General features: G+C 68.1%; 12 protein-coding genes. 2 read left to right on the plus strand and 10 right to left on the minus strand.

The annotated features are described in order from the left end of the window. Positions 1–122: 122 nt before the first annotated feature. Positions 123–485 carry a DUF192 domain-containing protein gene (locus tag VKV26_05035; GenBank protein HLZ69258.1) on the plus strand — a complete coding sequence of 121 codons (363 nt, stop codon included), beginning with the start codon at positions 123–125 and terminating at the stop codon, positions 483–485. Positions 486–636: 151 nt separating this feature from the next. On the opposite strand, the gene tcuA is transcribed toward VKV26_05035, so the two are convergent. The 10 genes from tcuA to recJ form a co-directional block, all read right to left on the minus strand. Then, positions 637–2,169 carry an FAD-dependent tricarballylate dehydrogenase TcuA gene (gene tcuA / locus VKV26_05040; GenBank protein HLZ69259.1) on the minus strand — a complete coding sequence of 511 codons (1,533 nt, stop codon included), beginning with the start codon at positions 2,167–2,169 and terminating at the stop codon, positions 637–639. A 115-nt stretch (positions 2,170–2,284) separates the two neighbouring features. Further along, entirely contained in the window at positions 2,285–2,932 is a 648-nt protein-coding gene (locus VKV26_05045; protein HLZ69260.1) for a class I SAM-dependent methyltransferase, read from the minus strand. Positions 2,933–3,255: 323 nt separating this feature from the next. Further along, positions 3,256–3,606: a response regulator gene (locus VKV26_05050; GenBank protein HLZ69261.1), complete on the minus strand. Its 351-nt coding sequence runs from the start codon at positions 3,604–3,606 to the stop codon at positions 3,256–3,258. A gap of 213 nt (positions 3,607–3,819) precedes the next feature. Next, entirely contained in the window at positions 3,820–4,305 is a 486-nt protein-coding gene (locus tag VKV26_05055; protein ID HLZ69262.1) for a flavin reductase family protein, read from the minus strand. 70 nt (positions 4,306–4,375) lie between these two features. Next, positions 4,376–4,849 carry a hypothetical protein gene (locus tag VKV26_05060; protein ID HLZ69263.1) on the minus strand — a complete coding sequence of 158 codons (474 nt, stop codon included), beginning with the start codon at positions 4,847–4,849 and terminating at the stop codon, positions 4,376–4,378. Positions 4,850–4,910: 61 nt separating this feature from the next. Then, entirely contained in the window at positions 4,911–5,129 is a 219-nt protein-coding gene (locus VKV26_05065; GenBank protein ID HLZ69264.1) for a hypothetical protein, read from the minus strand. A 98-nt stretch (positions 5,130–5,227) separates the two neighbouring features. Further along, positions 5,228–6,241, minus strand: coding sequence for an ABC transporter permease (locus VKV26_05070; GenBank protein HLZ69265.1), 1,014 nt, complete (start codon positions 6,239–6,241; stop codon positions 5,228–5,230). A gap of 47 nt (positions 6,242–6,288) precedes the next feature. Continuing rightward, positions 6,289–7,251, minus strand: coding sequence for an ABC transporter permease (locus VKV26_05075; protein HLZ69266.1), 963 nt, complete (start codon positions 7,249–7,251; stop codon positions 6,289–6,291). A gap of 83 nt (positions 7,252–7,334) precedes the next feature. Further along, positions 7,335–8,969 carry an ABC transporter substrate-binding protein gene (locus tag VKV26_05080; protein HLZ69267.1) on the minus strand — a complete coding sequence of 545 codons (1,635 nt, stop codon included), beginning with the start codon at positions 8,967–8,969 and terminating at the stop codon, positions 7,335–7,337. Between the two features lie 694 nt (positions 8,970–9,663). After that, complete coding sequence (recJ, locus tag VKV26_05085; protein HLZ69268.1) at positions 9,664–11,346, minus strand: single-stranded-DNA-specific exonuclease RecJ; 1,683 nt, start codon at positions 11,344–11,346, stop codon at positions 9,664–9,666. A gap of 164 nt (positions 11,347–11,510) precedes the next feature. Between recJ and VKV26_05090 the strand changes: the two genes are divergently transcribed. Next, the coding region (locus tag VKV26_05090; GenBank protein ID HLZ69269.1) for a TIGR03560 family F420-dependent LLM class oxidoreductase at positions 11,511–12,312 on the plus strand (802 nt) is incomplete at its 3' end.

Genomic DNA, 12,312 nt, shown 5'->3' on the forward strand with positions numbered 1-12,312 from the left:
GCACGCCGGGCTTTCGCTGTGTTTGGCGCCCTACCGAGCCGGCGTCTTGGCACCGTGACCTGGTTCGCGGCGCCCCCTGGCGCTGGGCTGAGCGCGCTAGATCCTAGCTCAAGGATGATCGCGTGCGCACGGTACAGTTCATCAATCTCACCCGCGGCACCACCATGGGGCGCGAGATCGGCGTGGCCAACAACCCCTGGACGCGCTTTGTGGGGCTGATGGGCAAGGGCAGCCTGGCGGAGGGCCGCGGCCTGCACATCGCGCCGTGCTCGTCGGTGCACATGTTCTTCATGCGCATCGCGCTGGATGTGGTCTACCTGGATGCGGGCATGCGCGTGGTCAAGACGGCGCCGAACCTGAAGCCGTGGCGGATCTCCTTCGGCGCGAAGGGCGCGAAGTCGGTGCTGGAGCTGCCAGTGGGCACGATCCGGCGCTCGCGTACCGAGCCCGGCGACCAGCTTGGCTCCGGCTCGCTGGCGCAGTAGCGCCGCTGGCCCCCATCCCCCGGTTCATCCCTTGGCCCCCAATCCCAGGGGAAGGGGAGATCTACCGCGGGAGGGTTGGGGCTGAAGGCGCGGCGTAGAGCCCCCCTCTCCCAGGATTGGGAGAGGGGCGGGGGGTGAGGGCACACGTGGCTCAGGCGCGACGCAGCGCGAGCGCGGCCGTTGCCGCGGAGGCGCCGGCACGGCGCCCGAAGACGGCGCCGGACATCAGCCCCGCGCCGCCGGGATAGTTGTGATAAAAAAGGCCGCCCACCAACTCGCCGCAGGCGTAGAGGCCGGGCAAGGGCCGGTCCTCCGTGTCCAGCGCCTGCGCCGTTGCCGAGTCGATGCGCAGGCCGCCGAAGGTGAAGGTGATGCCGCAGGTGACGGCGAAGCCGGTGTAGGGCGGCGAATCGAGCCGCTGCGCCCAGTTGCTCTTCGGCGGCGCAATGCCGCGCGTGCCTTTGCCGTCGAGCACGGCGGGGTTAAAGGCGCCATCCTGCACGGCGGCGTTGTACTCGTCCACGGTGCGCTCCAGCCCCTCGCGCTCGATGCCCAGCGCCTCGGCCAGGCCGCCGATCGTGTCCGACGTCGCCTTGGTCGCGCGGGCGATGCGGTACTCATCGCGCAGGATGTCCATCACCTTGCCGTCGAAGAGTTGGAAAGCGGTCCGCTGCGGCTGGCCGAGGATGGCGCGGCCGTACTTCACATAGGTGTAGTTGCGGAAGTCGGCGCCCTCGTCCACGAAGCGCCTGCCGTCGAGATTGACGATGATGCCCAGCGGGTAGCTGTGCTTCTGGAAGAGATCGCCGACCTTCAGGTCGCCGAAGGGCGGCGCGTTCAGATCCCAGGCGACGGAATGGCAGCCGGACCAGTGGCCGAAGGGCTGCGCCCCCGCCTCGAGCGCCATGCGGATCGCGTCGCCGGTGTTGTAGCGGGTGCCGCGCACCTTGGCCAGCTCCCAGCCCTGACCCAGATAGCGCGTGCGCCACTCCGGGTTCGCCTCGAAGCCGCCGGCGCCCAGCACCACGGCGCCCGCCGCGATCTCCTCGCTGCCATCCGGCCCGAAGACGCGCAGGCCGGTGATGCGGCCCTGCCGGTCCTGCAGCAAGCCGGTGGCCTTCGTGCCGTAGCGAACCGCCACGCCGGTCTGCTCGCAGAGGCCGAACTCCTGGTCGGAAAGCCCCTGACCGCCGCCGACCGCCTCCATCACCAGGCCGCCCCAGAAGCGCAGCTTGCCTTCGACCCGGTACGCCTGGCGGCCGTACATCAGCACCCAGCGCACGCCCGTCTGCTGCAGCCAGCGCACGGTGGCCTGGCTCTCGTTCACCAGCGTTTCAACCAGGCCCGGATCGGCCAGCCCCTCGGTGACGCGCATCAGGTCGTCGTAGTACTGGGCGCGGGGATAGCTGCCGACCTCGATGCCGGCGGTCTCGTCGTCGGAAAGGTCGGGCAGCAGCGGGCGAAGCTGCTCGAAGCCGTCGTAGGCGAAGCGGAAGCCGCCGGCGGTGAAGGCGGTGTTGCCGCCGCGCAGGTGGCGCGGCGCCTTCTCCAGCACCAGGACGTTGGCGCCGTGCTCGCGCGCGGAGAGCGCCGCGCACAGCGCCGCGTTGCCGGCGCCGACAACGATCACGTCGTAGCCCTGGCCCTGTTCCGCCTGAGACACGGTCGCCTGCGCCGAAGTCATCGCTTCCGCCTCCGCGCGGCATGTTGCCGCCGCCCCCAGCTTAGCGCGATGCATGCCATGTCGCAGCGCCGCGTGCCGCGATTCGGCGCTTCAGGCAGATCCGGCAAGAGACCGCTCAGCCCGCGTCGCGCCGCGCGGCCAGCACCATGCCTTCGGAGCGGGCGCCGTAGGGCAGCGCTTCGTCGTAGGCGCACCAGGCGCCGGCCAGGCGCAGATCGGCGCGCGCCAGCAGCGCCGCGGCCTCGTCCAGGCAATAGTGCCGCCGCCGACGTACAAACCGCTCCACGCGGCCATCCGCGTGCCGATGCATGCGCACGCTGGTGCCGGTGCCCGTCGCCGCATCGAAGGTGATCGTCTCTTCGATCGTCTCATCGTTCTCGCGGCGCGTGGCCGCCTGGCAGGGCGGGAGCACGGGCGGGCAGTCCGTGGTGCCGAAGAGCAGCGCGCCGCCGGGCCGCAGCGCCGCGGCGACGCGCTGCAGAGCCGCGAGATTTTCCGCCTCCGTCTCGCCGGAGAGCAGGCAGTCGTCGTAGAAGGCGCAGACCGCATCGAAGCGGCCGAGGTCGGGCAGCCGGCGCACGCTGCCCTGCACGAAGGCGACGGCCAGGCCGGCCGCGGCGGCGCGTTCGCGTCCCAACGCCACGAGGTCCGGCGAGAGATCGAAGGCGGTGACATCGTAGCCGCGCCGCGCCAGCTCCACGCTGGTGCGGCCCCAGCCCGCGGCGAGGTCGAGCACGCGCAAGCCCGTCCGCAGGCCGAGCACGCGCTCGGCGAAGTCGATATCCGGCGCCGGCTCGTGGCAGACGCCGGCCTGGCCGCCGGCGCGTAGCCGCCGCGCCCAGCGCCGCGTGAGCGCGAGGTACCAGGCTTCGTTGGCGGTGTACTGCTCAGACGCGCAATGAGGATCCAGGCCGCTGCCTCAGACGCCGCGCACGTATGGCCGTGCGGCGGGCATGCGTGGGCCGGCGCCGCGGCCCGACGTGCTCCACCGTACGGCTTGCCGCGCAGTTGGCGCCAGCCGGCAAACGATCATTGAGCGTGTGAGCAGACCGGGTGTGAGGGGACACTCGCCCGGGCGCCGCGGCCTCAGCGTGCGGCGAGGCGATCCACCGCCTCGACCAGATGTTCGAGCTCGAACGGCTTGCTGAGCACGGCGTCGGCGCTGCCGGCTGTCTCGCGCTCCAGGCCCGGCATCGCGCTGAGCAGCATCACCCGCGTATCGAGGTGCAGGGCATCGACGCGCCGCAGCAGCTCCCGGCCGTCCATGCCGGGCAGGCGCACGTCGAGCAGCAACACGTCCGGCGCCTGCTCGCCCACGCGGTCCAGCGCCTGCTGGCCGTTGCCGGCGGTGGTTACCCGGTGCCCTTCGAGCTCGAGCACCAGCTGCACGAGCCGGCGGATGGTTGGCTCGTCGTCGACGATCAGTACGTTCGCCATGCACGTTCTCCGGCGGTGGCTCCGCCCGCCACCGGCGCTTTGGCGCATCGTACCGGCGCTTCATTAGAGGACGGTTAGGAGAGGACGGCTAGGAACGGATGACGGTTCGCAGAAGCCGGCCGCTGCCGCGCGGGATGGACGTGCCGGGCCGAGAACCGGCGCTCGCCGATCTCGGCCCCGGCACATCCGCCGCTGCTCGGCTGCCCGCGGCGATCAGCCGCCGTACTTGACGCCGACCTCGTCCAGTGTCAGCAGCTTCGCCTCGTGCTTGAGGCCGGCGTTGGTGACCTCGCCCACCATGCAGCTATGGTCGCCGCTGTCCACTTCGCCGACGATGCGGCCCTCGACCCAGGCGGGGGCGCTGCTGATGATCGGGGCGCCGGTCTCGGCCGTCTCGAACGGCTGGCCGCTGATCGCGTTGCCCTCGACCTTGGCCGGGCGGAAGAAGGCGAAGGCCACGTCCTTCTGCCCGCTTTCCAAAAACGAGAGGGCGAAGGTCTTGGCGCTCTTGAGCTGGCTGTAGAGGTGGCTGTCCTTCTTCACGCCCATCGCGACGAGGGGCGGCTTGAAGGAGCACTGCGTCACCCAGTTGACGGTGCCGGCGTTGAGATCGTCGCCGTCCTTCACACCCAGCACGTACAGCCCGTAGGGGATCATCAGCAGCGTGGTCTTCTTCGCGGCCTCGGCGCGCTCGTCCATCTCTCGTCTCCTCGCCGCGGTGCGGCATGTGGTTTTGCATCCGCAGGCGAGTATAGCGCGGCGGTGGCAATCACGGCGTCGCCCGCGCGGTCGAGCGCGCACTGCTCGCCTCAATCAACAGAGCGTCCCACTCGGGCCGCAGGGGTCGCACGCCGAGATCGCGGATCAGCAGCCGGAGGACTTCCGCGCTGCTCACCCAGCCCGTTGGAATCTGTGCCGTGGCGAATGACGGACGGCGCAGCAACGCCGAGCCGAGGTGCAGATGCGGAGAGGCGGAATTCGGCACGTCGGGATGCAGATGAAAGGCCAGGAACTCGCTGCGCGCATCCGGTGAGCGCAAGGCGTAGTCATAGCCGGTAAGCTGCACGCGCCAACGTGCCGATACGTGTGCCTCACGCTGCTCGACGAACGTGTACCACTCACGCGCCTCCAGAGCCAGCGCCGGCGATGTGCCGGGCAGAGAGACCTGATCACCGCGGGCGAGCACCAACAGCGCCGGCTCGCTCGACGGATGATAGCCGCCAGGTCGCACGACCTCGCGCATCACGCACGAAAAGGCACGCTGCAAGGTTGCAGCATACGCAGCAATCGCCCCGGCCGGCGTCCTACCGAACAAGGGGCAGGAGCATGTAGACGCTGATGATCGCCGGCGTGTCCGGATTCTCGAACTCGCCCGCATCCCACTTGCGAATGAACTCGGCAGCGCTCAGGCCCGGGTTCTTCTGCGCCTGCTCTTCAAGGATCTGCCAGCCCTCTTCACGCGAAATGAACTCCGGCTTCGGCTTCGCCGGCCGTGCCTTACTCGATCGCGTCCTGGTCGTCATCGCTGCCCTCGGCGCGGCGCCGCGTCGCGTCCGCATCCATCTTCGCACACGCTGGGTCGGTGCCGTATTCGCCGGCGTCCTGATCGCGGCCTCTTGCCTCAGCGCCCGCGCAGCCGCGGGTCCAGCTCGTCGCGCAGGGCATCGCCCGCGAGGTTAAAGCCAAGCACTGCGACCGTGATCGCGGCGCCAGAGAACAGCGACTCCCACGGATGCAGGTCGAGCCCGTTCCGTCCGGCCTCGACCATCTTGCCCCATGTAGTCACGCCTTGCGGGCCAAGTCCAAGGAACGAGAGCGCGGCTTCGGCGAGGATGTAGGCGCCGATACCGATGGAGAACAGGATCAGGACCACCGCAACCACGTTCGGCAGCACGTGCTGCAGCATCAGGCGAATGTCGGCGGCGCCGCACGAGCGGGCGGCTTCGATGAAGGGCTGTTGCCTGATGCTGAGCACGGCCGAGCGCACCACACGCACCGAAGTCGCCCAGCCGAGGAAGCCGAGCGCCGCGATCGTCACCCACAGAGGCGGAGTCTTGAACACCTGGACGATGAGCAAGAGCAGCACCAGCGCTGGAAACGCCTGCACGCCGTCCACGACGCGCTGGAAGATCAGGTCAACCAGTCCGCCGAAGTAGCCGGAAATGACACCACAGACCGTGCCCGTCGTGACCGCGATTAGCGAGGCGAAGATCCCGATCAGCGCCGCAAGCCGGGCGCCAACAATGATACGTGCGTAGATATCGCGTCCGAACGCGTCCGTACCGAGCCAGTGCTTGCCATTGGGCGACTGGAAGCGCTCCGTCACGAACTCCGACACGTCGTTTGCGTTCTTCCCCGCCTGCAACTGGGCGAGCACGTTGCCGCTGCCGCTCGGCGCGGCCTGATAGTTTGGATTGCGCACGACGAACTGACGATTGTCATCGTACCGTTGCAGGAGCGGGGAAAGGATCGCGGCAACCAGCACCACGATCACGAGCACGACGCCGAATGCGCCCAACTTCCGTTTACGCATGAAGCGCGCGGTTCGAACCACCGCACGGCGACCAGCCGGTAGGTCACGCACCGAAGCGGGGATGAACTCTGGTAAGGCCGCGGCCGCTTCTGCTCTCGCCATGGCCACCCTTCCCATCCCTCCGTCCGCGCCGCCAACATTCGCTGGAGCTACGTATAGCGGATGCGCGGATCGAACCAGGCGTACATAATGTCAACCAGCAGGTTCACTGTCACCACAACGAATGCGATAATGATCACCGTGCCCTGAAACGGTGGATAGTCGCGATTCGTGATGGTATAGAGCAGATAGTTGCCAACGCCGCGAATGCCAAACATGTTTTCGAGGATGATCTGACCGCCGATAATGCTCGACACGGTCAGGCCCATGACGGTCAGCACCGGGATCATGGCGTTTTTCAGGGCGTGACGCAGGATTACGCCGTTCGGAGCGATCCCCTTAGCGCGGGCCGTACGCACGTAATCCATGCGCAGCACTTCGAGCATCTGCGAGCGGAGCAGGCGCATGACGCCGGCACCGCCGGCGATGCCGCCCGCGATCGCCGGGATCAGATACTTGAAGAACGCGGCCTTCGGGTCGGTCCAGAAGTGCGGGCTCTTGACGATCTCGATCGTGAACAGGTGGTACTTGAGCGTAACGAACGTCATCACGATCGCGATGAAGAACACGGGCGTGGCTACCGAGAGAATCGAAAAACTGCGCAGCACATAGTCTGCCCAGGTATCCTGTCTCACGGCGCTGATGATACCCACCGGAATCGCCACACCAAACGACAGCAGCGCGATCAGCGTGCCCAGCTCAAGCGTGAACGGGACGCGCTCACCCAGTTCCGTCCAGGTCGTGCGCCGCGTCTCGAAGGACTTGCCCAGATTGCCCCGAGCGAGTTGGCCAAGGTAGGTAAAGTACTGTTGCCATTTCGGCTGATCAAGACCGAGCTCGTGCCTCGCTTGCTTGATCGCTACCGGGTTGTTGGCACTCAGCTCCAGGTTGGCTCCGAGCCGCTCGTTCACGTAGTCGCCTTTCAGCAGGCGCACGGCGAAGAATACGAGCGTGGCAACGATCCAGAGCACCAGGAGGTTCAGCAGCAGCCGACGAGCGATGTATCGACCCACGGTCCGCCTCGCACACTCGTACAGATGTCCTGCTGCCGGGCGAGGCCGGGAGGAGGGTCTCCTCCTCCCAGACGAGCATGTCCCTACAGCGATGCTGGCGGACGCCCCTGATACGACGGATCCTTAGTATCGATCCAGTTGTATCTGGCCAGCAGGTGGCCCGCGAAGATGTTGTAGCCGGCGCCCGGCTTGCCGGCACTGGCCTGCGCCTTTAGCAGCGGGTGGTAGTAGCTCCAGTAGGCGGTGCGGCTGATGTAGTTGTACAGCGTGATGTTGCCGAACATGGCGTTGGCCATGATCACGTCCTGGATCGAGCGTACGGCCGCAACCGCTTGCTTCAGATCGACGAGCGTGGCCGCCTTGTCGATCTGGTCGTCGAGGTTCGGATCGCCCGGCAACAGCCCCACCTTGTTGTAATTCGTGCTGCCTTTGGTGTGGTAGGAGTTGCGCAGATCATTGCGCGGATCAGGTGAGTTGACCTGGCCGATCCAGCCGAACCAGTGCGGGAACTTGCCGTTGCCCAGGTTGGGGATAATGTCCTTGTTGTAATCGCTCTGGCTCGATTTGAATTGCGAGACGCCGAGATTGTCGTTGAGCATCTTGGTGATGATCTGCGGCGTGTCGGGCCAGTTGGCCAGCCAGGTCACCGGCACGGTGATGTCCACGTCGCCGAGCCCCGGTCCGCCGCCGGCATTCCACAGGTCGCGCGCCTCCTTGAGCTCCTGGTTGCGGTCGCTGCGGTAGCCAGGCAGCTTGCCCAGCTCTTCCGGCGGGATGGCGAAGCCTTCCTGGATCCAGGTTACGATGCCGCTGTTCTGGCCGAGGCCCTGGTGGAAGGTCTGGATCAGCTTCTGGCGGTCGGCCGCCTGATTCATTGCTTTGACCAGGCGAACGTCCTTGAACTGTGTGTTCCGATTGATAATCAGCGCAACCGTATTGCCCACGCCGGTCAAGACCTCGGTCATCGCGCCCTTGTTCTGATCGATCACGGCCTTGGTCTGGCTCGGATCGGGGCTTCCCCAGCTCTCGACCTGCTTCTGGAGGAACGCCGCACGGTAGGCGACGGGATCCTCGAAGATGAGCGGGGCGACCCAGCCATCGAGCAAGGGCTCGTTCGGCTTGAAGTAGTCGGGATTGCGCTTGAACTTCACCTCCTGGCCGGCGCGGAGCTGCACACAGATGAATGGCCCCGTGCCAACCATCGCTTCCTCGGTCAGCGTGCGGTGCGTCGCCTCGAACTTCTCGGTCGTCTCCTTGTTTGGGAGGGTGCTGAAGTATGCCGCGAGGCGGTCGAGGAATGTGCCGTTGGGCGCGGCCAGCGTGAGCTTCACGGTGAAGTCGTCTGGCGTCTCGAGTTTGCTGATCGTCTTGTAAAAGACCTGGCGCGTGAAACCGCCGTCACTGCCGTCGAGCAGCTTGCCGTTCGCCTGGCGCTCGATGTGCCAGCGCACGTCCGCGCTGGTAAACGGCCGGCTGATCGGCGCCTGCCACTTCACGTTCTTACGCAGGCTGAAGATGTAGGTGGCGGCGTCCGGCGCCTCGAACTTCTCCGACAGGTCCGGCTCGAGCGTGCCCTGGTCCGGGTTCGAGTACATCACCAGCTTGTTGTAGAGATAGTTCGAGGTCCACAGCGTTGGGTCGCCGAGCGCCCGGTGCACATCGGTCGAGTCGAAGACGTTCGGAATCTGCGCCCGCAGGATGCCGCCCTTCTGACCCACGGGGGTAGCCGGCACCGCGCCGGCCGTCGGGCTGGCGGACTGTGTTGCTGAGGCGGCGGCCGTCGCGCCGCTGCTCGCCGCGGTCGGTGCAGAGGCAGCCGCCGTTGTGGCCGCCTTCGTCGCAACGGCGGCCGTTTTGTTGTTGCCGCCTCCACACGCTGCAAGGAGTGCCGCTGCAGCCGCCGAGGACGCGCCTGCAGCCATGAGCCGGCGGCGGCGAAGGGGCCGGCTCCAATACCCGGACAGGCCCTGCGACATACCCTCACTCCTCCCTTTGCGACCGATCCGGCAGAGCAAGAACTCTGCGGCGCGCAAGGCCGGGCGCACAAGAGCCGGCCTTGCGGCGCAGTATAGGCGCGTCAGGATCCGAAGTAAACCATTCTCTTCGCCATCCGTATAGAGACAGCGTGGCTGAGGGATCCATCGCTCTTGATGGCGCGCTGTCGTGGAGGGACGCTTCAGACTTGCTCATGACCTGATTGAACAGGCGGTGGCCGGGATCGCCCAGGGCCGGCCCTCACTTTCTCTCACTTGCCCCTCGCCCAATCCTGGGCGAGGGGCGATCGGGCGTCCAGCGTTCCAACCTTTTATCGGCTAACCCGACGTCGTCCGAGCCGTACTCCGCCCGATCGCCCCTTCTCCCAGGATTGGGAGAAGGGGGACGGGGGTTGAGGGCCGAGCGCGCCGCCTGCCGCTAGCTCGCCGCGGCGAAGTCCTTGACGTGCAGCTCGGGGGCGCCGCTGCGGCCGGGGCGGATGCTGAACAGCGCGTCGAGACGGTCGCCGGGGCGCGGCGCGGCCTCGGCCAGGCCGAAGGCGATGCCCCGCCAGACCACGCCGTTGCTGCGCAGGCGCAGTTGCAGGTGCGTGCGGTCGGCGCCCACCGCGCGGCGATCGAGCACCTCCAGCCCGCGGGCAAGGAACTGCGGCTCCGGGTTGCCCAGACCGAACGGCTCCAGGAAGGGAAACCACTGCAGCTCGCGCTTGCCGAAGCCGCCCAGGTCGATCTCGTCGTCGTATTCGAGGGTCGGCGTCAGATCCTGCCCGTCGAGCTGGGCGTGCGCCTGCTCCACCAGCGCCTCGCGCAGCGCCGGCACGTTTTCGCTGGGCGCGGTGAAGCCGCCCGCCTGGCGATGGCCGCCGAAGCGCGTCATCAGCGGCGCCGCGGCGTACAGCGCCTCCACGATGTTGAAGGCGGGGATGCTGCGGGCGCTGCCGCGGCAGCACTCGCCCAGCTGCTGATAGACCACGGCCGGGCGGTGATAGGTATCCGCCAGCCGGCTGGCCACCAGGCCGACGATCCCCTGCTGAATCTTCGCGTGGCCGACCATCAGCAGCGGCGCCTCCGGGTCTTCGTGCTCGATCAGCGTGCGCGAAACCTCGACCGCCTGCAGCGTCTGCTTCTGCCGCTCGACGTTGTGCGCATGGAGCTTCGCCGCCAGCTCGCGCGCCCGCGCCTCGTCGTGCGTGGACAGCAACTCATAGGCCAGGTTCGCGTGCGCGACGCGGCCGGCAGCGTTCAGCCGCGGGCCGAGTTGGAAGCCGAGCGTCCACGCCGTCGCCTTCGCCAGGTCGGCGCCGGCTGCCTCGGCCAGGGCCACGATCCCCGGGCGCGACGTGCGTTGCAGCGCCTTCAGCCCCTGCCGCACCAGCGCGCGGTTCTCGCCCACCAGCGGCGCCATGTCGCACACGGTGGAGAGCGCCACCAGGTCGAGATACCGCTCGGGCGCGAAGGGGCGGCCCAACCGTTCCGCCAGCGCGCCCAGCAGCTTGAAGGCGATGCCGCCGGCCGAGAGCTCGGCGCAGGGATAGACCGAATCGCTGAACTTCGGGTCCACCAGCGCCACGGCGTCTGGCAGGCGTCCGGGGATGCTGTGGTGATCGACGACGATCACGTCGAGGCCGATCTCGTTGGCGTGATCGACCTCGCGGTCGGCATTGATGCCGCAGTCGGCGGTGAGCACGAGCGAGACGCCGCGCCGGCGCAGCTCCGAGAGTGCGGCGCTGTTGACGCCGTACCCCTCGCTGAAGCGATCGGGCAGGTAGGGGATAATGTTGCCGCCGAGCGAGGCGATCCCTTCGACCAGGATCGCGGTGGCCGTGACGCCGTCCACGTCGAAGTCGCCGAAGACGGCGATCTGTTCGCCATCGCGCATGGCGTGCTCGATGCGCGCCAGCGCTGGCTCGATGTTGGGCAGCAGCAACGGATCGTGCTCGCGTTCGAGCGCGCCGCGCAGGAACGCTTCGGCGGCGGGCGCGGCGCTCAGGCCGCGCGCAGCCAGCAGCCGCGCGATCGCGGGCGGAACGCCGCCCAGGTCGCAAGTAGCCGCCGCCGGCGCCCGTTGCAGCCAGCGTTTGCCCGTTGCCGTTGCCGTCACAGCGAATCCTCCGCCGCCTCGGTCAGCGTAGCGAGCCACGGGCAGCGCGGGCAAGCGCGAGAGCGACGTAACGCAAACAGACGGCGAGGAGGTGATGGCTGCGCCCGCCGCGGTACAATGCCGGACGGCGGGCCGCTTTGCATGCCGCCCGAACGGAGAGGGCCGTGCGTTTTGGCGTGATGATCGAGGGCCAGGAAGGCATCAACTGGGAGCGGTGGCGCCACTTCAGCGACCTGGCCGAGGGGCTGGGCTATGAGTCGCTGTGGCGCTCGGACCACTTCTGCTCGCTGCAGGGCCGGCCCCAGCGCGACGCCCTGGAGACGTGGATCTCGCTCGCCGACCTCGCCGCCCGCAGCACGCGGCTGCGCTTCGGGCCGCTGGTCTGCTCCATGACCTTCCGCCACCCGGCGCTGCTGGCGCGCATGGCGGCCGGCGTCGATCTGCTCTCCGGCGGCCGGCTAGAGCTGGGCGTGGGCGCGGGCTGGAACGTGCCCGAGCACGAGGCGTTCGGCATCCCTTTCCCGCCGTTGAAGCAGCGCATGGACGACCTGGAGAACGGTCTCCGCGTGATCAAGGCGCTGTGGAGCGGCGAGAAGGCCTCGATCGAGGGTGAGCGCTGGTCGCTGCACGACGCCGAGCTGCACCCGGCGCCGGCCCAGCGCCCCGGCCCGCCGCTGATCGTGGGCGGTGGAGGCGAGCGGCGCACGTTGCGCATCGTCGCCCGCTACGCCGACGAGTGGAACGCGGTCAACCTCGCGCCCGACGCCTACCGGGCCAAGCTGGCCGTGCTGGAGCGCCACTGCGCCGCCGAAGGACGCGATCCGCAGACGATCCGGCGCTCGATGATGTGCGCCTTTGTTATCGGCCGCGACGGGGCCGAGCTTGCGCGCCGCGCGGAGGCGATGCGCGCGGCCGTGCCGCCGCTGCAGGCGATCGCGCCTGGAGAGACGCCGAACACAAGATCGG

It is taken from the genome of Dehalococcoidia bacterium (assembly GCA_035310145.1).
Lineage (GTDB): Bacteria > Chloroflexota > Dehalococcoidia > CAUJGQ01 > CAUJGQ01 > CALFMN01.